At 66.5% G+C, this 21,408-nt stretch carries 18 protein-coding genes and 1 pseudogene; 8 read left to right on the top strand and 11 right to left on the bottom strand.

The features are described 5' to 3' along the window. Positions 1-85 precede the first annotated feature (85 nt). Together HPC46_RS28470 and HPC46_RS28475 are read left to right on the top strand one after the other, a co-directional pair. A pseudogene (locus HPC46_RS28470) lies at positions 86-1,015 on the top strand (PQQ-dependent sugar dehydrogenase); the annotation flags it as partial. 135 nt (positions 1,016-1,150) lie between these two features. Next, positions 1,151-2,428 (top strand): TetR/AcrR family transcriptional regulator, encoded by a 1,278-nt coding sequence (locus tag HPC46_RS28475; protein WP_179475498.1) that lies wholly within the window; start codon positions 1,151-1,153, stop codon positions 2,426-2,428. Between the two features lie 166 nt (positions 2,429-2,594). Here HPC46_RS28475 and HPC46_RS28480 read toward each other — a convergent pair whose 3' ends face one another. The 6 genes from HPC46_RS28480 to HPC46_RS28505 all read right to left on the bottom strand — a co-directional run bounded on the left by HPC46_RS28480 (position 2,595) and on the right by HPC46_RS28505 (position 9,671). Then, positions 2,595-3,806: a cytochrome P450 gene (locus tag HPC46_RS28480; RefSeq protein ID WP_179475499.1), complete on the bottom strand. Its 1,212-nt coding sequence runs from the start codon at positions 3,804-3,806 to the stop codon at positions 2,595-2,597. Beyond that, positions 3,806-4,813 carry an SDR family oxidoreductase gene (locus tag HPC46_RS28485; protein WP_179475500.1) on the bottom strand — a complete coding sequence of 336 codons (1,008 nt, stop codon included), beginning with the start codon at positions 4,811-4,813 and terminating at the stop codon, positions 3,806-3,808. The genes HPC46_RS28480 and HPC46_RS28485 overlap by 1 nt, the downstream gene beginning before the upstream one ends. After that, a complete protein-coding gene (locus HPC46_RS28490) occupies positions 4,806-5,942 on the bottom strand; it encodes a spirocyclase AveC family protein (protein ID WP_179475501.1) in 1,137 nt (378 codons plus the stop codon). The genes HPC46_RS28485 and HPC46_RS28490 overlap by 8 nt, the downstream gene beginning before the upstream one ends. 4 nt (positions 5,943-5,946) lie before the next feature. Next, a complete protein-coding gene (locus tag HPC46_RS28495; protein ID WP_179475502.1) occupies positions 5,947-7,065 on the bottom strand; it encodes an ABC transporter substrate-binding protein in 1,119 nt (372 codons plus the stop codon). A 13-nt stretch (positions 7,066-7,078) separates the two neighbouring features. Continuing rightward, on the bottom strand, positions 7,079-7,915 hold the full coding sequence (locus HPC46_RS28500) for a CbbQ/NirQ/NorQ/GpvN family protein (protein WP_179475503.1): 837 nt from the start codon (positions 7,913-7,915) through the stop codon (positions 7,079-7,081). An 82-nt stretch (positions 7,916-7,997) separates the two neighbouring features. After that, positions 7,998-9,671: a nitric oxide reductase activation protein NorD gene (locus HPC46_RS28505; RefSeq protein ID WP_179475504.1), complete on the bottom strand. Its 1,674-nt coding sequence runs from the start codon at positions 9,669-9,671 to the stop codon at positions 7,998-8,000. A 141-nt stretch (positions 9,672-9,812) separates the two neighbouring features. Here HPC46_RS28505 and HPC46_RS28510 point away from each other — a divergent pair, with 141 nt between their 5' ends. The 3 genes from HPC46_RS28510 to HPC46_RS28520 all read left to right on the top strand — a co-directional run bounded on the left by HPC46_RS28510 (position 9,813) and on the right by HPC46_RS28520 (position 12,916). Next, a complete protein-coding gene (locus HPC46_RS28510) occupies positions 9,813-10,784 on the top strand; it encodes an SDR family NAD(P)-dependent oxidoreductase (RefSeq protein WP_179475505.1) in 972 nt (323 codons plus the stop codon). Between the two features lie 213 nt (positions 10,785-10,997). Next, positions 10,998-12,104, top strand: coding sequence for a hypothetical protein (locus tag HPC46_RS28515; RefSeq protein WP_179475506.1), 1,107 nt, complete (start codon positions 10,998-11,000; stop codon positions 12,102-12,104). Between the two features lie 218 nt (positions 12,105-12,322). Continuing rightward, a complete protein-coding gene (locus tag HPC46_RS28520; protein ID WP_179475507.1) occupies positions 12,323-12,916 on the top strand; it encodes an alpha/beta hydrolase family protein in 594 nt (197 codons plus the stop codon). Positions 12,917-12,918: 2 nt separating this feature from the next. On the opposite strand, the gene HPC46_RS28525 is transcribed toward HPC46_RS28520, so the two are convergent. From HPC46_RS28525 to hypF, 5 genes are read right to left on the bottom strand one after another with little or no spacing between them, the layout of a single operon-like run. Continuing rightward, positions 12,919-13,935, bottom strand: coding sequence for an HAD-IIA family hydrolase (locus HPC46_RS28525; protein WP_179475508.1), 1,017 nt, complete (start codon positions 13,933-13,935; stop codon positions 12,919-12,921). 3 nt (positions 13,936-13,938) lie between these two features. Continuing rightward, the gene (gene hypE / locus HPC46_RS28530) at positions 13,939-15,045 is read right to left on the bottom strand and encodes a hydrogenase expression/formation protein HypE (RefSeq protein ID WP_325096806.1); all 1,107 of its coding nucleotides are present in this window, start codon (positions 15,043-15,045) and stop codon (positions 13,939-13,941) included. Beyond that, positions 15,038-16,141 (bottom strand): hydrogenase formation protein HypD, encoded by a 1,104-nt coding sequence (hypD, locus tag HPC46_RS28535; protein ID WP_179475509.1) that lies wholly within the window; start codon positions 16,139-16,141, stop codon positions 15,038-15,040. Before hypD ends, hypE begins: the two co-directional genes overlap by 8 nt. Next, complete coding sequence (locus tag HPC46_RS28540; protein WP_179475510.1) at positions 16,138-16,413, bottom strand: HypC/HybG/HupF family hydrogenase formation chaperone; 276 nt, start codon at positions 16,411-16,413, stop codon at positions 16,138-16,140. The genes hypD and HPC46_RS28540 overlap by 4 nt, the downstream gene beginning before the upstream one ends. Next, positions 16,386-18,719, bottom strand: a complete 2,334-nt coding sequence (gene hypF / locus HPC46_RS28545; protein ID WP_179475511.1) for a carbamoyltransferase HypF — start codon at positions 18,717-18,719, stop codon at positions 16,386-16,388. Before hypF ends, HPC46_RS28540 begins: the two co-directional genes overlap by 28 nt. A gap of 256 nt (positions 18,720-18,975) precedes the next feature. Between hypF and HPC46_RS28550 the strand changes: the two genes are divergently transcribed. From HPC46_RS28550 to HPC46_RS28560, 3 genes are all read left to right on the top strand, one after another. Then, positions 18,976-19,311, top strand: coding sequence for a hydrogenase maturation nickel metallochaperone HypA (locus tag HPC46_RS28550; RefSeq protein ID WP_179475512.1), 336 nt, complete (start codon positions 18,976-18,978; stop codon positions 19,309-19,311). A gap of 24 nt (positions 19,312-19,335) precedes the next feature. Next, positions 19,336-20,115: a hydrogenase nickel incorporation protein HypB gene (gene hypB, locus HPC46_RS28555; RefSeq protein WP_179475513.1), complete on the top strand. Its 780-nt coding sequence runs from the start codon at positions 19,336-19,338 to the stop codon at positions 20,113-20,115. A 228-nt stretch (positions 20,116-20,343) separates the two neighbouring features. Next, positions 20,344-21,399: an NADH-quinone oxidoreductase subunit B family protein gene (locus tag HPC46_RS28560; protein WP_179475514.1), complete on the top strand. Its 1,056-nt coding sequence runs from the start codon at positions 20,344-20,346 to the stop codon at positions 21,397-21,399. Positions 21,400-21,408 lie beyond the last annotated feature (9 nt).

Raw genomic sequence — 21,408 nt, forward strand, 5'->3', positions numbered from 1 at the left:
TGTTCTATAAGGAAGTGACACTGGCCTAGCGGGCAGGATGTGTGGTCGGGGCCCATGATCAGCCCGCTGGTGCTCTCCAGGCAGCCCTGCGCCGGGTGTCATGCAGGGCTGCCTGGAGAGCACCAGCGGGCTGATCATGGGCCCCGACAGCAAGACCGCCCTGGTGGCCGAACGCACCACCGGTGCGATCAAGGACGTGTCCGTCAGCGCCGAACCGAAGATCAAAACCGTCATCCCGGTCGACCCGAGCGGTGACGGCGGACTGATGGACATCGTGCTCTCGCCCACCTACTCCCAGGACCGCCTGATGTACGCCTACATCAGCACGCCCTCCGACAACCAGGTGATCCGGGTGGCTGACGGCGACATCCCCAAGCCCATCCTGACCGGGATTCCCAAGGGAGCCACCGGCAATACCGGGTCGCTGATCTTCACCAGCCCGACCACGCTCGTGGTACAGACCGGCGACGCCGGCAACCCCGCGCTCGCAGCAGATCCGAAATCCTTGGCGGGTAAAGTGATCCGCCTGGAACAGCCCACGACGGTCAATCCGGCACCGCCGACGACCGCGCTGTCCGGGATGGGCCCCGCCGGTGGGATGTGCATCGACCCGACCGACAAGTCGCTGTACATCACCGACCGCAGTCCGGCCGGCGATCGCCTGCAACGCATCTCGCCGGACGCGAAGACCACGACGGTGTGGACGTGGCCGGATAAGCCCGGCGTCGCGGGGTGTGCCGCACTGGACGGCACGGTGCTGGTCAATCTCGTCAATGCCAAGCAAACCGTCGCGGTCCGGCTCGCACAGGGCACCGGCGCGGTCACCGGCGAGCCCGAGGTGGTGCGTCAGGACACCCATGGCCACGCGTGGGCGCTCGAGGTGGCGCCGGACGGAAACATCTGGAGCGCAACGGTCAACCGCACCGCCGGTGACGCCGAGAAGCTGGACGACGTGGTGTTCCCGCTCTTCCCGCAGGGCGGCGGCTTCCCGCGCAGCAACGCGGACAACACCTAGCCGATTACCAAACGGATCTCCCGTCGGCCGTCATCGGCGACCGACATTCGCAGGTGAGCGGCCCTGTCGCCATATCGGCTTCTGGTAGCGTCTACCAAATATCGGGTCAGCCGGGTACCAGTCTTTGGAGGAGTCGTGGGGCGTGCACGCGTGACGCCGAAGCTCGGCAACGCCTACGACGACGGCACCCGGCGCACTGAGATCCTGCAGACGGCAGCGTCGATCATCGCCACCTCGGGCCTGCGGACCTCGCTGCAGGAAATCGCCGATGCGGCAGGCATTCTGCCCGGCAGCCTGTATCACCACTTCGACTCCAAGGAAGCGATCCTCGTCGAGTTGCTGCACCGCTACCACGAGGATCTGGATCGCGTCGCCGGTGAGGCGCAGACCAGGCTGAACGACCCCGATTTTCATCCGGCCTTCGATCAGATCGCCGAGCTGTCCACGGCGATCGCGCACTGCGGGATCACCCATCGCGCCGCCTTGCAGATGTCGTTCTATGAGGGTCCGAGCTCCCATCACGAACTGACCACGCTAGCGGCACGGCGCCCGACCGCATTGCTGCAGTCGATGCTGGAGACGCTTCGTGCGGCGCGATGGAGCGGCTATCTGCGATCCGATGTCGACCTGGCCGTGCTGGCCGAGCGCATCGTGCAGACGATGCTGCAGATCGGACTCGACGTCATCCGGGGCAACGCGGGGCCAGACAAGTCGGCCGTGCTGCTGTGCCGGATCCTGTTAGAGGGCTTGGCCACCGGCTCCCCCACCGACGAACAGCTGGATGCGTCCGCGGCGTTCCTGGCCGCAGATGCCGTGGTCCGGTCGTGGACCGACGACGCCGATGCCGAACCTGATGACAAGGCCGCCCATGTACGAGCTGTCGCCAGAGCCGAATTCGGCAAGAAGGGCTATGAGGTCACCACGGTTCGTGACATCGCCTCGGCGGCCGGCATGGGAACCGGAACCGTCTATCGGTTGATCGGATCGAAGGATCAGCTGCTGGCGTCGATCATGCAGTCCTTCGGCGAGAAGGTCGCCATGGGATGGTCCGAGGTGCTTGCGGCGGATTCCACGATTGTCGAGAAGCTGGACGCCTTGAGCTGGATCAACACCAACGCGATGGATCGCTTCGCCGACGAGTTCCGGATTCAGCTGGCCTGGATGCGCCAGTCTCCCCCGGACACGCCCAACCCCGGATGGTTGTTCACCAAGCGGGTGCGGCAGATGAAAAGCCTTTTGGCCGAGGGCATCAGGTCCGGCGAGATCGGTATCGACTGCCCGCCCAACGATCTCCTGGCGCGTTCGGTGATCGGTGTCGGCTGGATCCCCGAGAGCATTCTGCGCCAGCTGGGTACCCGCGCGTCACTGCTGTGCGTGCGGGACACGACGCTCCGCGGCGTCGTGGTGCATTGATGTCGCTCGAAGCACATGAGTCCGCCCGCTGAGCGTGCGGGCTGTCGTTGACGAAACCTCGACGATCTCGACGAGAAGTCCCACGCTCGGCACATGGGGTGCACCAACGCCAGTCGCGCGAAAGTTCAAGTGGCGGTGTCGATAACCACAGGCTGGAGGGGCCCTACTACGCGTCGAACAGCACAGGCAGTGACGTCGGCGAGCGGAACACCTGTCCGCGGATGTGCGGGTCGTCCCCGTCGGGGTCCATCCGCAGGTTGGGCAGCCGGTCGAGCAAGAGGTTGACGGCGGTACGCATTTCCAGACGCGCCAGATGCATGCCGAGGCAGACGTGCACGCCGTATCCCCAGCCGAGATTGCTGCGCGGCTCGCGGAAGAGGTCGAAGGTGTCGGGCTGCGGCCAGCGGTCCTCCTGCCGGTTCGCCGCGCCCAGCATCGGCATCACCGATGCGCCCGCCGGAATCGGCACCCCGCCGAGTTCGGTATCGCGGGTGGCGACCCGAGTGATGGTGAGCAGCGGCGGATTCCACCGCACCCCCTCCTCGATGGCCGCCGGCAGCAGCGAGCGGTCGTCGCGCACGGCCTCGAGCTGCGCGGGATCCGACAACAGTGCGAAGAGCAGATTGCCCAGCGACCGGTAGGTCGTTTCGACGCCGGCGGGCAACAACAGCCGCAGGAACGAGAAGATCTCCTCGTCGGCGAGCTTCTCGCCGTCGATCTCCGCGGCGGCCAGCAGGCTGATCAGGTCGTCGCGCGGTTCGGCCCGGCGCGCCTGAAGGATCGGCCGGTAGTACTCGACCAGTGCGGCCGAGGCCGCCAGACCGCGTTCGGGATTCATGATCCAGCTCAGCAGCGAGATCGACCAGCGCTGGAATTGCGGATAGTCCTCCTCCGGCAATCCCAACAGGCCCGCGATGATCCGGCTCGGATAGGTGAAGGTGAACTCCTTCACCAGATCGGCCTTGCCGGTGCCGGCAAAGGCGTCGATGAGCTCGTTACCGACGCGAGCGACCAGCTCGTCCTGCCAACGCGCAAGTGACTTCTGCGAGAAGGCCTTCGAGATCAAGGCGCGCAACCGGCCGTGCACCGGCTCGTCCATGCCGAGCATGACTCGCTCCCCCAGCACCGGGCCGAAGGCGGCGATGACACCCGACGACGAGAACGTCTCGTTGTCGCGCAGCATCTGCTGCGCCTCCTCGAACCGGTACACGATGAAGACCGGCAGACCGGCCTCTCCCGGCATCGCCGACCCTTCGATGCGCTGGACCGGCTCTTCGCGGCGCAACCGGGCCAGCTCCGGGAACGGATCCCGCACATTGCCGGACACGACGTCGTCGAAGGAGCCGAAGTCCTCGAGGTCGTCGAAAAGCTGTTCCATTACTGCTCCTTCTGTTGCTGCGGTGGCTGTTTGGCAGCTGCCCGCTTGCCCGCGGCCGCGACGATGCGTTGCATCACCGGCGGCGGTACGACCTTCATGGCAAGCACCATCGCCTTCTGAGTCGCGGTGAGCGGATGGACGCCGGCGCGCATCGCCCCCTGCCTGGGGATGCCCAGCACGATCCGTGACAGGTGATGCATGCCTGACGATGGCAGGAATCTGTTGGACACCAACAGCATCGACGCGTCCGGGCCGACACCGTGCCGGCGGAACGGTCCACGATCCGCCAGCACCTTGACCAATCCGTCGGCAAAGCGTTCCGGCGATCGGGCAAGTTTCATCGCCAAGCGGCCACGGGTGTCCATCGTCTGGTGCAGCCGCGCGTAAGGACCACTGAAGTCGCGGTCATCGGTGGTGCCGGCGTCGGTGATGATCTCGGTGTCGTAGGTGCCCGTGATCAGCACCGTGACGCCGAGTCCGAACGGCGCGATCTCGGAGGCCAACGATTCTCCCCAGCGTTCCATCGCCCCCTTGCTCGCCGAGTACGGAGCGGTGGCCGGCTGCCCGCGCACCCCGGCCGAGCTGCACACCAGAACGATCCGCCCCTCCCCTGCGGCCCTCATCGACGGCAACAGCGCATTGGTCAGTGCCACCGGACCGATTACGTGCGTGGCGAACATGCGTTGCCACAGCTCTGCATCGGTCTCCTCGGACATGCCGGCCGAGGAGATCCCGGCATTGTGCACCACGGCATAGGGTGCTCCGACCCGTTCTTCAATGGCCTTGGCGGCAGCCGAAACCGACGCGTTGTCCGTCAGGTCGAGCTGCACACCGATCAGCCGGTCGTCGTCCTCGCTCGCGCCGGTCGCTTCACGCAGCAACGGCATGCCCCGGTCCGGGGTGCGCATGGCCGCCACCACCTGCCAGCCTTCCCGGTACAGCCGCACCGCCGAGGCGAATCCCAAACCGCGGGCGGCGCCGGTGATGACGACGGTGCGGCTACCCATTCGCGTTCTCAGCGGCACAACGATTGCTCGTCGAGCCGAGTTCGACGTCGGTGTTCCGCGACGGTCCCTGCTGCCACGTGGACCACTTGCCGACCGAGTAGGGTCCCTCGGCTCCGTTCGCCCGGTAATAGCCTTGCGGATCGTAGACCTTTGCTTCGGGATAGGGCCACGGGCAGGCCACCGAGGTGGCGGCGCCGCTGGCCTTGATGACCCAGAACCAGCCGCCGTAGAGGAAGTACGAGATGTTGATGATCGTGAACATCACGAGGAACATGCCGAGTACCGGCTTCTTCGGGAACAGTTTGGCCTTGGCGGCGAGCTTTTCGGCCACCGACTTACCGGTGTCGTCGCGGTAGACGAGAATCGCCGCCGGGATCATCACGAACGTCACCGACAGCGACTCCCACAGCAGTGGGAACTGGAAAGTGCTGCCGGCGAACAGTGTTCCCCACGGGATGGCCTGCGAGTAGATGTAGAGCCCGGTCCGGACCAAGCTGATCTCCAGCATGGCGTCGAAGATGAAACCGATCACCAGTACGAGCAGGGCGAGGCTGATCAGCGGGTGGCGGCTGACGAATGACTCGGGGCCTTTTCTGGCCTGCAGTTTGCGCAGGATCCAGATGGCCGGGAAGTACGGACCGAAATAGAAAGTCACATAACCGAACACGATGAAGGGTTCCACTGTCGGCGACATCATGATCAGGTACCAGGACTCCGGCCAGTGCATCAGCGCCGGGTTGTACACCGCGTACGGCGACCAGTTCATGATCGGGTCCTGCCATACGATCAGGGTGGTGACCAGAACCATCATCAGCACCGGGCTGCCGGGGTTCTTGCGCCAGCCACGGATGAACACGATCGTCAGGACCACGACCATGATCAAGGCGCCGATCTGCGGTACCAGCTGCCAGTGATCCCAGGGCGTCAGGAAATCGACCGGACGTGGCCGCCCCTCGACTTCGGGGTTGGCCACGCGCGGGTCGACAGCGGTACGCCCGACCACAAGGAACAACCCGAGGAAGCCGAGCCACGCCAGCAGCGCGATCACCCGGCCCCAGTTCGGCCCTGTGCGAGCACGTTTCGCTATCTGCGCAGCGGTGTCCGGAGGCGTGGATTCCTGTGTGGTCATCGATTCAGCCGTCCGCTCCGAAGCGATCGACCAGATGCGAGTTCACGCCGTCGGCGTCGAGCGTGCGGGCCACCAGGTACCCCGACCCCATCCAAGCCCGCCGCGTCCATTTGCCCAGGGATACCCGGGTTCCGGGCGCACCCGATGCCGCGGGCAGCATCTTCACCCGTTCCAGCGCCTCCTTGACACCCCGCGGGCTCAGCGGGTGTGCGTCCGCGAAAGCGCGCACGAGTGTCGCGGCCACATCGTGGTTGACCACGGTCACGCAATACTCGGGCCGGCTGCCGCCGTAACGCGCTGCGTAACGATCCAGCCACGCCTGCCCGATCGGGTTGCCCTCGTCGTACTGGTCGACACCGATCCAGCCCATGAAGGCCTTCCACATGATCGGGTTGACCCAGGCGTTCTGGAACGCGGTGGTGGTGAACCGCGGCGGGTCCCACTCCAGCGTCTCCAGCACCGGGTTGATGAAGACGATCCCGAAGCCGAAACCGAGATGCACGATGGCCTCGGCCTTCGCCTCGTGCAGTGACCGGACCGCGCCGTCGATGTCCTGCGCTGTCTGTGCGATCGCGGACTCGGCGACGATCCGAATACCCTTGCGGCGGCACGCACTTCGGAGGCTTTTCAGGTAGCTTTCACCGATCAGGCTCTGCTCGACCAGCACGCCGATCTCGGTCAGACCACGCTTGGCGATCAGGTCGACGATGAAGATCGGCTCGTCGGTCATCGATCCCTGCGGAAAGGCGAACGTCCACTCCCCGAGCCAGTCGTCGGTGCCGGTCACACTGATCGCGGGCACCTTGAAGCGTTCCTCGATCGCTTCGCGCACCGGCACGCAGTTGTCGGTGATGTTCGGTCCGAACACCACCAGGCAACCCTCGTCGACGAGTTCGCCGTAGGCGTCGATCACGGCTTTGACGCTGCCCTTGGGCAAGCCTTCGACTTCCTTGTAGATCATCTGAACCGGCCGGTCGATCCAGCCGTCGGCCATGGCCTCCTCAAAGACGAGCTCGAAGCACCTGGTGAACGACGACAGGAGCTCCTCGGGAAACCCCGGGGGCAGTGTGAAGTCCATCAGGTAACCGACTTTGATCGGCTCCGCGGTGCTTTCGTAGGACATTCGCTCTCCCGGGTCAGTTGGATGCGGGCAGGTAGACGTCGATCATTTCCGCGAGACCGCGCCCGACGACGGCATCGTCGGTCAGCGGTCCCGCGATGGCGGCCAGCGCCGCCTCGCGCATCGGCAGTCCTTCGGCGATCAGCCGGCCGGCGGCGATCAGCACGCGCGTGGACGCCACCTCGCGAAGACCACCGGTTTCCAGACGGCGGACTGCCTGCCCGAACCGGACCAGCTCGGCGGCCACCTCAGGGTCGACCCCCGCTTCGTGAGCGACGATCCCTTCTTCGATTTCGGCTGTGGGAAAACCGAATTCAATGGCGACCATACGCTGGCGGGTGGAGTCCTTCAGATCCTTCAACACGCTCTGATAGCCCGGGTTGTACGACACGACAAGCCCGAAACCCGGTGCGGCGTGAAGTGTCACGCCCAGACGTTCGATGGGCAACTGGCGACGGTGGTCGGCGAGCGGATGCAGGACCACCGTGGTGTCCTGGCGCGCCTCGACCACCTCGTCGAGGTAGCAGATGGCGCCCTCGCGCACCGCGCGGGTCAGCGGGCCGTCGACCCACACCGTTTCGTCACCACGCAGCAGGTAGCGGCCGACCAGGTCGGCTGTGGTCAGATCGTCGTGGCATGCGACCGTGATCAGGGGACGGCCCAGATCGTGGGCCATCGCCTCCACGAACCTCGTCTTGCCGCAGCCCGTGGGCCCCTTCAGCACCAGCGAAAGCCCTTGCCGGTAGGCCGCCTTGAAGACGGTCTCCTCGTTCGCTATCGCCTGGTAGTAGGGACGCTTCCCCTCGGGGAGGTAGGCAACCCCGTTCTGGTGCTCGAGCTTATCCGCGACCACTGATGGCAACCTTCGTCCCTTCCCCGCGTCGCTGCGGTGGTTGGCAGCCTATCGCGGAACAGATGTTTGTTTCAAGCATGCGTCACGACACGCGGCGCCGGACTTCGGCGGCGCGGATGGCCGACCGGAACAGCGGCCCGATGACGCCTGCGAGCTGCTCGGGACGGCCCACCATCGCGTGTGCGGCACTGCCGAAGACGCCGCGAAGAGCCGCCGAGTCGACGTGGGCCCCGACGGTCAGGCACACGCAGCCGGTGCCCCGCCTGCGGGCTTCGGTCAGCGCCCGGCGCGCGTCGGCTGCTCCGTACCCGCGTTCGTAGCCGTGGTCGTAGGCCAGGCCGTCCGACAGCACGACGAGCAGACGCCGCGAGGTCCCGCCGCGCTCCTCGAGCACCTTGCTCCCGTGCCGGATGGCGGCGCCGAGCCGGGAGTACGCCGCGGGTTGCACACTGTTGAGCCTGCGCAGTACCTGGCTGTCCAGATCGTCGTCCATGCGCTTGATCGGAATGACGTTCACCGCCGAGCGGCCCTGGGAGTTGTATCCGTACAGTGCGACGCGATCGCCGAGGTCGTGCAGTGCGACGACGAGGTTGGCCGCGGCAACGAGTTGCTGCTCGTGAACCGTCTTGCCGATTGTGCCTGCCTCGGCGGACGAGCCCGACACGTCGAGCAGAACGAGAATCGAGAGGTCGCGGCGGCGGCGCAGGCTGTCGAGGTAGACGGCTTCATCCGGCACGGAACAGGCCCTCACCTCGACCCTCGCCGCGACGGCGGCGTCGATGTCGATGTCATCGCCCTGGACCTGGCGATGCCGGCGGTGCAGGCCCATACCCAGGCGCGCCAGGGGCCGCCGGAACGCGATCGCGTCGTCGATGGCAGGCGACGCGTCGGGCGTGATCCGCGGTTCAACTTCGCGCACGGTGCACCAGTCGGGCCGGTACGCCTTGCGATCGACGTCCCACTCGGGATACCTCACCCCCGCTGCCACGACGTCGGCCCCGACGTCGGTGATGGCCGTGGCTGTCGACGAGACGGCGTGGACGCCGCGCCTGGCCGAATGGGTGCGATGGGTGGGTGAATCCGCTCCCGGTGGCCCGCCGCCTGAACTGCCGGCACGCGTGGACGACAACAGCTTCTTGAGCCACCTTCCGATGAAGCCGCCGCCACCGACCGGGCTGCTGAACATGTCCGGATCGTCGTCGCCCGTGGGTAATTCGCCGTCGTCGAGCTCGTCGAGTGCCCGGTTGCCTTCGCTGCGTGGCACGTGGCCGATTATGTTCTTGTCACCCGTTTTCGCCGCGCGGCCGAGGAAGTCGAGTACCGGCTTGGGCCGGATGATCCCGAAGGACGCGGGTGCTTGGACAACCGGCGCCGCACCCTTCGCGATCGCCAGCGACTCGGCCTGGCTTCGGCTCGCACTGCTCGAGCCGGCCAGCGCTGCCAGCGTGCCGGGCAGGATGTGGGCGTTGGCCAGAAGTGCGCGGCGCCCCTCGACGGCGAGATACCGCGTCGCTGTCTTCCGGTTTCCGATCAATGCCTTGACGATATCGACATCGAGACTGCCCGCCGCGATCAGAGAGGCCTGGACGGCAATCGCCTCGATGGTGGCACGCTGCGTGGCCGCGGGGTCGACGAAGATGCGCTCCCCGTCCGTCCAGGGCGGCGAGTCGGGCTCGCCAGGCACGACGACGACCGAGTGCCCGGCGAAGGCCGATGCGACCACGGCCAGCCGAGCGAGTCGATCGTCGTCAGCCAACGAACACCTCCACCCTCCCCAAGCCGTCCCGGACTTGTTGACCAAATATCTGTTCCACCGTAGAGTCCGACCCTGTGCCAGTCAACTGGCCGGTTCGCGACCCGGGGGGCGCATCGACACCGAATTGACAAGGGTGGTGCCATGATCGACTTCACCGGCCAAGCGGTGATCGTCACCGGCGCGGGCCGCGGTCTCGGTCGGCTGTACGCACTCGATGTGGCCGGCCGCGGCGCGGCGGTCGTGGTCAACGATGTCGGGTCGACGATGCGCGGGGACGGGGTGGACACGGGCGTCGCCGATTCGGTGGTCGAGGAGATCACCCGCGCCGGCGGGCGGGCCGTCGCCTCGTACGACTCGGTCGATACCGCAGCGGGCGGCGCGGCGATCGTGGAGACGGCGATGGGCGCGTTCGGACGCGTGGATGCCGTCGTCAGCAATGCCGGCATCTTCGGCAGCGTTGCGTTCGAAGACCTTTCGCACGACGACTGGACCCGGATGCTGCGGGTCCACCTCGACGGCGGTTTCCATCTGGCCCAGCCCGCGTACCGGGCGATGAAGGCAGGAGGAGGTGGCCGATTCGTCTTCATCTCCTCCTCGGCCGGGGCGTTCGGTCAGCCGATGGAAGCGCACTACGCGGCGGCCAAGGCCGGCCTGATCGGGCTGACGAATGTCATTGCGATAGAAGGTGAAGCGCACGGAATCCTGGCCAATGCCGTCTTGCCGACAGGGTTCTCCCGGATGGTGGCCGAGACCGTCGGCGACGAGAAGTTCCTTGCCGAATCCGGTTTCATGCGCGCCATCCGGCCCGAGCTGGTGGTGCCGCTGGTGGTGTTCTTGGCAAGTACGGCTTGCACTGTCACGCACCGCAACTATTCGGCGTGCGCGCGGCGGTATGCCCGGGTGTTCGTCGGGCTCAGTGAAGGCTGGCTGGCCGATGCCGATACCGAACCGGCAGCCGAAGACATCGCCGACCATCTCGAGCAGATATCGGCCACTGGCAACTTCATCGTCCCGACGTCGATCGTCGATGAGGTCCTGGAGGTCTGCGACCGCCTGGGCGTCAGTGCGATGCCCGGCGGTGCCGAAGTCGAATTTCCCGAACTGCACACCTAGTCGACCTCTACCGGCAGGCGCGCCGGGCCGCTACATCGATCGGCTCGAACGTCGGGTTTGCTGAACACGTTGACGCACAAGGGATTCAGCGTGCAATCACCGGATCGACTCCGGCACGTATCGGTTTCATAAAGGAATCGGCGCGATCTTGTTTTGGCCACCTGAACCGATACCGTCTTGATGGCCAATCAAGATCGTCATGGACGGGGAATCGTGTCACCGAACATCCGCCGCCCGGCGGTCACGTCGGCCGGTTGCGCGGCCCTGATCTTGCTGAGCTGCATCTTCAGTCCCGGTGCCGGTGCCGAACCGAGCCCGGGCGTGCCCTGCGGCGGCATCATCGAACAGTTCGCCGCTTCGCCAACGGTCGTGCCGGACATGCTCGGCAATGCCGCTTCCGCCGTCGGTGACGCGATCCCGGACTCCGCGGCGCTGGCGCCGACTCCTGCCGCAGCGCCTGTGGCAGCCGCTCCCGTCGTCGCCGCGCCGGTGACCGACAGTGCGCTGGTCCCGGCAGCCCGGGCCGCGGTGCCCATCGTTCCGGTGGCTGCCCTGCCGGTTCCCGTCGTTCCCGCCCCCGTGGTCGTGCCCGCCGCCCCGTTACCTGCGGCTGCGCCGGCGCCCGTCGCCGTACCCGCCGAAGCCCCCGCGCCGATTGCGGTCGCCGCGCCGCCCGTCGCGGCACCGGTGACCGATGTCGTACCGGTGGCCGACATCTCGCCCGCTGCGCCGATCGCCGCACCCGTCCAGGAAGCCGCACCAGTCATGGAAGCCGCCGCGACTCCCCCGGTGGCACCCGTCGAACCCGCACCGCCGGCCGCGCCGGTCGCCGCAGCTCCGGAGATCCCGGCGACACCGGCAGGAGAGCTGTTCTCGCTCACGCCGGAAGCCGGCGCCGTGCCGGCACCGCCCGCCGTCGAAGCCGTTCCCGACGCGACCGCCGTCGTGCCGATGGCCGCGCCCGTCGAAGACGCCGCACTCGCCCTCCCGGCTCCGGCACCGGCGGTACCTGTCGTGGTGCCACCAGTTCCGATGCCGCTGGGCGCGCCGGTGCCTGTCGTCGCCGCTCCCCCGGCCGCGCCTGCCCCGACACTTCCGTCCGCGCTCACCACACTGCCCTATACCGCGGCGTTGGCGCCGCCGTTGCCAGTGCAGGCGATCGTCGACGCGATACCCGGCGGACAGCTGCTGCCCGACCAGATTCCGTTGCCGCACGACCTGGTCTGCGAAGGCACCGCGTGGTCGGCCACGGCGCCCGGCGATGGCACCCAACACAACCAGCACGCCGCGCGGCCACCGTTCTGGGCCGACCAGCCCTGACGGTCACAGGGACTTGCCGACCAGCGCGACCCGGTCCACCAGGCGGTTGGCGTAGCCCTACTCGTCGCCTGATCTGGGTATCGGCGTCGATGGCTGACTTAGATGAGCGCTTCATCGTTGGCTGCGGAATCTCAATAGACAACTTGATGTTCGAGCAGCAGCATTTCCGTACATGAACGATCAACGCGCCTATCAGCGGGACATTGCTACGTATCAGGATGATTGAAGTCACTCCGCATCAGCACCGATCGCGATGCACGGTCAGCGCCATCGAAGGGACCACGGTGTCGGTCACGCTGTCTGGTCCGGCCTCCGGCCGGACGATCATCATGCTCGAGGAACCCGCCCGAAACCCGGTGGCCCAGGACGCGTTGCGGGCACGCCTGCAGGTTGCGATGTTCCGTATAGTCACCATTCCCATCGTGGACGGGCTGAGCGCGAAGTCGATCGTCGGGTTCCTCGACCAACTGCAGATCGCGAGCGGACTGCTGGTCGGTGACGGCGCCGGCGCAGAACTGGCGTGGGACCTTGCGGCCACCCATCGCGAGCGCTTCACCGGGCTGGTGGCGATCGACCGCGGCCACCCGAGGGTACCGAATGCCGACGGCATCATTCGTGACGGAGATTGTCCCGCAGTCGAAGTCGACACGACCATTCTGGCCGAGGGCAGGTCGGCACACGCCGTTGCCCGCGCCAGTAGACGTCACGTACACGCCGACTTTCGGCTGGTCGACCTTGCGGGTCCGCGTAGCTCACAGCACTTCACCGCGCAACTGGCCACCGAGATCGTGATGCGCGCGCTCTCGCGGTGATGCTAGCCAAGGTCCCAGCGCTGCAGCGCATCTCGACTGCGTCGATCACCGGCCACCACCATGGCTGCACCGCATCGCCACATCGCGTCCGCCACCACACGCAGCGCTGAGAGTGCGTCATCGGCACCGCGGGAGGTAACCGTCACGGCGCCATCGGCGACCGTCGTGGCCCAACCGGGTTGGGGCCCGATCCGCATGCAGGACAGGGGTTCGTGGAGCCCGCGCAGGTCCTCGGCAAGATACGTCGGGCGCAGTCCGCGAGGGGCGAGGATCACATCTGTCGGCGTACTCACACCGCTGAGCACGAGCATGCTCGGGATGCCCGCGGCATTGGCCGCCGCGATATCGGTGTCCAGGCGGTCGCCCACTACCAGCGGTGCGTGAAACACGCCGCGAGCCAGCGCATCCCGAAACATCGTCGGAGCCGGTTTGCCGATCACCTCGGGCGTCGTCCCGGTCGCCGCCTGTAGCGCTGCCACCATCGAGCCGTTGCCGGGCAACAGTCCGCGGTCGGTCGGCAGCGTCAGGTCGGCGTTCGTGGCAACCCACAGTCCACCCTCGCGGATGGCGAGGGTGGCCTCCGCCAGATCCGCCCAACCGGTGTGCGGTGAATGGCCCTGGACGACGGCGACCGGTGCATCGTTGTGGGAACGCACTGGCGCCAGCCCGACAAGCGCGATCTCGGCGGCGAGCGAATCGGTGCCCACCACCAGAACCTTGGACTCAGGCGGCAGACGCCGGCTCATTGCGCGCGCGGCACTTTGCGCACTGGTCATGACGTCGCCGGCGTCAGCCGCAAACCCCAGTGCCACAAGGTGATCTGCGACCTCGCCGGCGCTCCGAGAAGCGTTGTTGGTCACGAAGATCTTGCGAGCAGCAACGGCCGCAAGCACCTCGACGGCACCCGGCGTCGGCGAGTGTCCGCGAAACACTGTGCCGTCAAGGTCGAGCAGCAGGCAGTCGTACGCATCGACGAGTGACCCGGGGGCCTGTGCCGTCCGGTCATCGGTATTGGTCACGTATCAGCAGATTCTCGGAAGCTGCTCACCCAGTTCACGTTCGATCACCCGGGTGGTGCCGAACGCGGTGCGGCCGACAACCATTCCCGGGTGCTCCTCGACCGCGCGGCCGATGACCACCGCCCCCGTTCCCTCGGGCCGGGATCGCATGGCCGCCAATACCGCTTCGCTGTACGCCGGGTCGACGAATGCCACCAGCTTGCCCTCGTTGGCCACCTGCAGCGGATCGAGTCCGAGGAAACTGCAGGCCGACGCCACCGTGTCCGGTACCGGGATGAGTTGCTCGTCGAGTTCGACACCGACACCGGAGGTACGGGCGATCTCGACCGCCGACGCGACCAGCCCGCCCCGGGTCGGATCGCGCAACACATGGATCGCGCCCGCGTCGGGCGCCGCCGCCAGCATTGCGGCCACCAGCAGATGCAATGGGGCGCTGTCGGTGGTCACCGTCGTCCCGAAGTCGATACCCTCGCGCACACTCATGATCGCCACGCCGTGCTCGCCGATGTTGCCCGACACGATGACGTGGTCGCCGGGCCGGGCCTGCTCGGGTCCGATCCGCACCCCGTCGGGGACTACGCCCACACCGGCGGTATTGACGAAAAGCCCGTCCGCACTGCCCTTTCCGACGACCTTGGTGTCGCCGGTGACGATATTCACGCCTGCCTCGGCGGCGGCCTTACCCATCGTCTGGGCGATGACGCCCAGCACCTCGAGCTCCAAACCCTCCTCGATGATGAAGCCGGCGGTCAGCCCGAGCGGCTGCGCGCCACTGCACGCGAGATCGTTGATGGTGCCGTTGACGGCCAGATCACCAATGTTGCCGCCCGGGAAGAACAACGGGTTGACGACGTAGGAATCGGTGGTCAGCGCGATGCGCCCACCGGGAACGTTCAACACCGCGGAGTCGCGGGCCGGACCGCCCGCCGACCCGAACGCCGGCAGGAACAGATTCTCGATCAGCTCTTCGGACAGGATCCCGCCGCCGCCGTGCCCCAGCACGATCCGGCTGGTCTCGCGTAGCGGGAGCGGGCACACCCAATCCGATGGATCGACGGCGACCGAATCCATCCCCCGGGTCGCTTCGTTCCTGCCCGCCGAATCAGACATGGGCGGCAGTCTCGAGCCTGCGGAACTGGTAGTACGCCGCGCACGCTCCCTCGCTGGAGACCATGGTGGCTCCCAACGGTGTGCGCGGCGTGCAGGTCGTGCCGAACGCCGGACACTGGTTGGGCTTGAGCAGGCCCTGCAAGACCTCGCCGCTGTGACACTCCGAGGACTCCTGCACCTGAAGATGCCCCACCCCGAACTTGAGCTCGGCGTCGAATTCGGCGTAACGCGGCGAGAGCGCCCAGCCCGACTTGGGGATCATGCCGATGCCCCGCCACTGGCGATCGACCACCGAGAACACATCGGCCAGCGCCTCCTGCGCGACGGTGTTGCCAACGTCGCTGACCGCCCGCGGATACGCGTTTCGCAACTCCACCTTGCCCGATTCGAGCAGATCAACGACCTGACGCACCCCTTCGAGCAGGTCAAGCGGCTCGAATCCCGTCACCACGATGGGCACCTTGAACTGCTCGACGAGCGGCCCGTATTCCGCCGTGCCCATCACGGTGCAGACGTGACCGGCGGCGAGGAAGCCCTCTACCCGGTTGGTGGGCGAGCTCAGGATGGCCGTCATCGCGGGGGGAACCAGCACGTGGGAGATCAGCACCGAGAAATTGGTCAGCCCCAGCCGCTGGGCGTGCAGCACCGACATGGCGTTGGCCGGCGCGGTGGTCTCGAACCCGACCCCGAAGAACACCACCTGTTTGTCCGGGTTGTCGGCAGCGATCCGGGTGGCGTCCAGCGGCGAGTACACGATGCGGACATCGCCGCCACGGGCGCGCACACTGAACAGGTCGTGGCGGCTGCCGGGCACCCGCAGCATGTCACCGAACGAGCAGAAGATGACGTCGTCACGGGCGGCGATCTCCAGTGCCCGGTCGATCATCTCCAGCGGTGTGACGCACACCGGACAGCCGGGTCCGTGGATGAACTCCACGGCGCCGTCGAGCAGCTGATCGATGCCGTTTCTGATGATCGAATGTGTCTGCCCACCACAGACTTCCATGATCGTCCAGGTCCGGGTGGCGCGCCGCTGAATCGCCTCAACCAGGTTCTTGGCCGCGGCGGGATCACGGAATTCGTCGAGATACTTCATGCCGGTTCCCTCCTACCCTGTCCTTCGGTGCCGCCGAGTTCTTCCTCAAGGACGCCCAGGTCTTCGAACATCTTCAACGTCTCGTTGGCCGACGCTTCGTCGAGCCGGGCGATCGCGAAACCCGCATGCACGATCGTGTATTCGCCGATCTGCATGTCCGGCAGGTACGCCAGGCACACCGTCTTGGTGGTGCCGCCGAAGTCGACAGTCGACATCCGGGTGCCGGCCTCCTCCCATATCTCGATCACCTTGCCGGGGATTCCGAGGCACATACGCCGTTCCTTTCCGGTACAGCCGCCGGCCCCGCCTCGATGAGCGTGGCGGCGGCGATGGTGGCCTGGCCCAGTGCCAGTCCGCCGTCGTTACATGGCACTGTTCGGTGAGTGAGGACTTCGAACCCGCGCTCGCTGAGCGCGCGCCGAAGACTCTGCAGCAGAAGACGATTGGCGAAGACGCCGCCGGTCAGCCCGATGACCGAGATCCCGGCTGCCCGAGCGCATTCGGTGGCCGCCGCGGTCGTCGCGCGGACGACTGCCTGGTGGAAACCGGCGGCCAGGTCGGCAACGGGCGTGCCGCCACGAAGGCCCTCGACGATGCCGGCGATCACCGGCCCGGGATCCAACACGCCATCGGCGACACTGAAATCCAATCCACTCGGCGTCCCGCGTCTGGCCAGGTGCTCCAACTCCACCGCGGCCTGGCCCTCGTAACTGACCTCCTGGCACACGCCGAGCAGGCTGGCCACCGCGTCGAAAAGACGGCCCATGCTGGTGGTCGGTACACACCCGAGCCCCCGCGGGATCTGCTGGTGCAGGATGCTCAGCCCAGTCTTGTCGAGCGCGGCAACCGGCGGCAGATCGGCGGCCCAGTCGATGCCGGCACGGTGCAGGAGATCCAGAGCGATACGGGCCGGGTGACGAACCGCGCCATCGCCGCCGGGCAATGCGAACTCCCGGAGGTGGCCGACCCGGGTGAACCGAGTCGCATCGGTGATCGCCAGCAACTCGCCGCCCCAGATGGTGCCGTCGGTGCCGTAGCCGGTGCCGTCATAGGTGACGGCGATGACCGGCGTGCCCAGCCGTCGATGTTCGGCAAGCAGCGAGACCGCGTGAGCGTGATGGTGTTGGACAGCGATGACCCGTCGGCCCAGAGCGTGGCGTTGCGCCCACGCGGTGGTGGCGTACCCGGGGTGCATGTCGCAGGCGATCACATCGGGTGCGCGACCGGTCATGAACGCCAGGTGATCCAGCGCCGATTCGAAGCAGCTCTGCGTCCGCGGGTCGGCCATGTCGCCGAGATGGGCGGACATATGTGCGTGCCCGTCGCTCCCCATCAGGCAGAACGTGGTCTTCAGGTCGCCGCCGGTGGCGAGAATGACGCGCTCCGGTCGCGGATCGGGCACCGACACCGGGAGCGGGGCATACCCGCGCGACCGGCGCAACGGCACCTGCGCGCCGCGCTCGTCGATGATGATCACCGAGTCCTCGCACGGCACATGAATGGGCCGGTCATGGGTGAGAACCGCATCGGCGAGCCCGTCGATCCACTCCAGCTGTTCATCGCGGAACACGATGGGTGACCCGCCCCGGTTGGCAGAGGTCATCACCAGTGCTGTCGAGCGCCCCAGCCGGTCGAACAACTGGTGGTGCAGCGGAGAGTAGGCCAGCAGCACGCCGAGGTCGGCCAGCCCGGGCGCCACGGCGTCGGCAACCCCGCCGGACCGGCGGGCGACGAGCACGATCGGCGCCGACGGCGAGGTCAGCGCGGCAGCGGTCGCGTCGTCGAGGACCACGATGTCGTTCGCGGCGGCCAGGTCGGCGACCATCACCGCGAACGGCTTGGCCGGACGGTTCTTGCGCCGCCGCAGTTCGGCGACCACAGACGGGTCATCGGCGCGGCAGGCCAGGTGGAAGCCGCCGATTCCCTTGACCGCGACGATTCGCCCGGCCCGCAGCGCGGCCGCTGCCGCGCCGACCGGGTCGTCGGTGTGCTGTCCGACGCCCGCGGCCTGCCAGCTCAGCCGGGGACCGCAGTCCGGGCACGCGATGGTCTGGGCGTGATAGCGACGATCCAGCGGATCGTGGTACTCCGCCGCGCACGCCGCGCACATCGGGAAACCGGCCATGGTGGTCGCCGGCCGGTCGTAGGGCAGATCGGTGATGACGGTGTAGCGCGGTCCGCAGTTGGTGCAGGTGATGAAGGCGTGGCCGTGGCGCCGGTCGGCCGAGTCGTGCATTTCGCGCAGACAGTCGTCGCATATCGCGATGTCCGGCGGAATCAGCGTCCGTGAGTCGTCTCCACTGCGGCTACCGATGATGTCAAACCCGTTGTCGCCCTTGGGTTCCAAAGCCCGACTATGCAATGCATCGACGCGGGCCATCGGCGGTGGGCGATGTCGGATCGCCGTGATCGCGGCCTCGACGTCGGCGGCCGGGCCCTCCAGTTCGCAATGAACCGACCCGGCGTCGTTGTACACGAAGCCGCTGAGACCCAACTCAGCGGCGATCCGCGCGACCGCCGGGCGGAACCCGACGCCCTGCACCACACCGGTGATGTCGAGACGCACCCTCACATTCATCGGATCGCCGTCGCCTCAGCCCGCCGAATGCGGGCGCAAATAGGTGCTCATGAACCTCCTGAGCAGAAGACAACCACCCGCGGCGATGGGCTGTTCGCACGGGCAGGTGAAAACCACGCTAGTCCCGCGGTGCTATGACCACAATCACAATTTCGCAGCGAAAGTCTGCGTTTTTCCGTCCAAAAGGCTCTCGGCTGCGCCAGCGGGGCGTTGTAGGGTGCAGGCCTGCCCGACTCGGAGGACGGAAAGACCGACAGTGCACGAATTGTCGCTGTGCCACGCGATTGCCGGGGTGGTCAAGCCGTACGCGGCCGGCCGCCGTGTCGATGTGGTGCGGGTACAGATCGGCGCGCTGCGTCAGGTCGTGCCTGACTCATTGTCGTTCTGCTGGACGCTGGTCCGCGATCACGAGAACATGCCCGATGCCGAGTTGGAGCTCGAATTCGTCGCCGCGGAGGTGGACTGTCACAGCTGCGGACAGCACTCGGAGATCGCCTCCCGCTGGACGGTGTCGTGCCCACACTGCGAGAGCGTCGACGTCGAGGTGGTCCGGGGTAACGAGTTCTTGGTCACCTCACTCGACGTGACGTAGCCTGCGAAGCGAAAGGTACTCGGCATGGGTAGGTTTCATCGTCACGACGACGGCACGGTGCACAGCCACGAACACGATGATCATGAGCATCACTCGCACGACCACGGCGAACACAGTGGTTATGCGACCGGCTCGGAACGCATCGAGGTACTCGAGCACATCTTCGCCGAGAACGACAGCCGCGCAGACATCAACCGGGCGGCCTTCGAGAGCAACGGAATCCGCGCACTGAACCTGATGAGTTCACCGGGTTCGGGAAAGACGACGGTGCTGGCCGCCACTCTCGACGAGCTGGCGAACGACCTCGCCGTCGGCGTGATCGAGGGTGACATCGCCACCGATTTGGACGCAGCCAAGCTCAGCGGACGCGGCGCCCAGATCTCCCTGCTCAACACCAACAATGGTTTCGGCGGGGAATGCCACCTGGATGCCCCGATGGTCAATCGCGCACTGCAGGGGCTCGACCTTCCGGTGCTTGATCTTGTGATCATCGAGAATGTGGGGAACCTGGTGTGTCCCGCGGAGTTCGACGTCGGCGAGCACGCCAAGGCGATGGTGTATTCGGTGACCGAGGGCGAAGACAAGCCACTCAAGTATCCGGTGATGTTCCGCTCGGTCGATGTGGTGTTGCTGAACAAGATCGACCTGGTTCCCCACCTCGATGCCGATGTCGACACCTACATAGCCCGGGTCCGTGAAGTGAATCCGAGTGCAACGATCCTGCCGGTGAGTGCCCGCACCGGCGAGGGCATGCCCAACTGGTTCGATTGGCTCCGTAACTTCACTTCGGCGACACAACACTGACTCACGCGCGACGTTCAAATTAACGCCCGTGCTGTGCATTTCGCGGATGACCGCCATACCCGGTCTATCAGATCCGGCAGCATCCGGCCAGCGTCTGCCAACCACATCGCAAGCGTTGACAACGCCGTGGCCCGGGAGTAGACCCAGAAACAACGCCGCGCAAGAGGGCCGACGGTCGACTCCGGCGGCGCAAGGGACGGTCAGCTCCCGTCCCGGGAAGCTGCGAGCATGCCGACGGAAGCAGCAGTCAAAGCGGAAGAAACTCTGATCCACGTTCTGTGGATCAATGCAGGCCTCAGTTGCGATGGTGATTCGGTGGCGTTGACTGCCGCCACCCAACCCAGCGTCGAGGAGATCGCTCTCGGGGCGTTACCGGGTCTGCCCAAGGTTGCGGTGCACTGGCCGCTGATCGACTTCGAGTGCGGGCCCAGCGGTGGCGCCGACGATTTCCTGGAGTGGTTCTTCCGGGCCGAGCGCGGCGAGTTGGAACCGTTCGTGCTCGTCGTCGAGGGCTCGATCCCCAACGAACAGCTGCACACCGAGGGGTACTGGTGCGGGTTCGGCAACGACCCGGCAACCGGTCAGCCGATGACCACCAGTGCCTGGCTCGACAGACTGACGCCCAAGGCCACCGCGGTGGTGGCGGTGGGCACCTGCGCCACCTATGGGGGGATCCACGCGATGGCCGGAAACCCCACCGGCGCCATGGGAGTTCCGGATTATCTGGGCTGGGACTGGAAGAGCAAGGCCGGTATCCCGATCGTGTGCGTACCGGGTTGCCCGATCCATCCCGACAACCTCTCCGAGACGCTCACCTATCTGCTCTACATGGCGACCGGACAAGCGCCGATGATCCCGCTCGACGACGCGTTGAGACCGCAATGGCTGTTCGGCAAGACTGTTCACGAGGGATGTGACAGGGCCGGTTACTACGAACAGGGCGATTTCGCAACGGAATACGGCTCACCCAAGTGCATCGTCAAGCTCGGTTGCTGGGGTCCGGTCGTGAAATGCAATGTGCCCAAACGTGGTTGGATCAACGGTGTGGGCGGATGCCCGAACGTCGGCGGCATCTGCATCGGGTGCACCATGCCGGGTTTCCCGGACAAGTTCATGCCGTTCATGGACGAACCGCCAGGCGGCAAGTTGTCCACGACGGCCTCCGGGCTTTACGGATCGGTGATCCGCAACTTGCGCGAAATCACCGGCCGCACCGTCGACAAAGAGCCACGCTGGCGGCACAAAGGCAAGGAACTCACCACCGGCGCCCGGCGCACCTGGTAACCACCCCGA

The organism is Mycolicibacterium vinylchloridicum, from assembly GCF_013404075.1.
Lineage (GTDB): Bacteria > Actinomycetota > Actinomycetes > Mycobacteriales > Mycobacteriaceae > Mycobacterium > Mycobacterium vinylchloridicum.

Bases quoted from the DNA above. Each gene is read 5' to 3' on its own strand.
- HPC46_RS28480 (WP_179475499.1), bottom strand. From the start codon at position 3,806: ATGGAACAGCTTTTCGACGACCTCGAGGACTTCGGCTCCTTCGACGAC.
- HPC46_RS28485 (WP_179475500.1), bottom strand. From the start codon at position 4,813: ATGGGTAGCCGCACCGTCGTCATCACCGGCGCCGCCCGCGGTTTGGGA.
- HPC46_RS28490 (WP_179475501.1), bottom strand. From the start codon at position 5,942: ATGACCACACAGGAATCCACGCCTCCGGACACCGCTGCGCAGATAGCG.
- HPC46_RS28495 (WP_179475502.1), bottom strand. From the start codon at position 7,065: ATGTCCTACGAAAGCACCGCGGAGCCGATCAAAGTCGGTTACCTGATG.
- HPC46_RS28510 (WP_179475505.1), top strand. From the start codon at position 9,813: ATGATCGACTTCACCGGCCAAGCGGTGATCGTCACCGGCGCGGGCCGC.
- HPC46_RS28520 (WP_179475507.1), top strand. From the start codon at position 12,323: ATGATTGAAGTCACTCCGCATCAGCACCGATCGCGATGCACGGTCAGC.
- hypE (WP_325096806.1), bottom strand. From the start codon at position 15,045: ATGTCTGATTCGGCGGGCAGGAACGAAGCGACCCGGGGGATGGATTCG.
- hypD (WP_179475509.1), bottom strand. From the start codon at position 16,141: ATGAAGTATCTCGACGAATTCCGTGATCCCGCCGCGGCCAAGAACCTG.
- HPC46_RS28540 (WP_179475510.1), bottom strand. From the start codon at position 16,413: ATGTGCCTCGGAATCCCCGGCAAGGTGATCGAGATATGGGAGGAGGCC.
- hypF (WP_179475511.1), bottom strand. From the start codon at position 18,719: ATGAATGTGAGGGTGCGTCTCGACATCACCGGTGTGGTGCAGGGCGTC.
- hypB (WP_179475513.1), top strand. From the start codon at position 19,336: ATGGGTAGGTTTCATCGTCACGACGACGGCACGGTGCACAGCCACGAA.
- HPC46_RS28560 (WP_179475514.1), top strand. From the start codon at position 20,344: ATGCCGACGGAAGCAGCAGTCAAAGCGGAAGAAACTCTGATCCACGTT.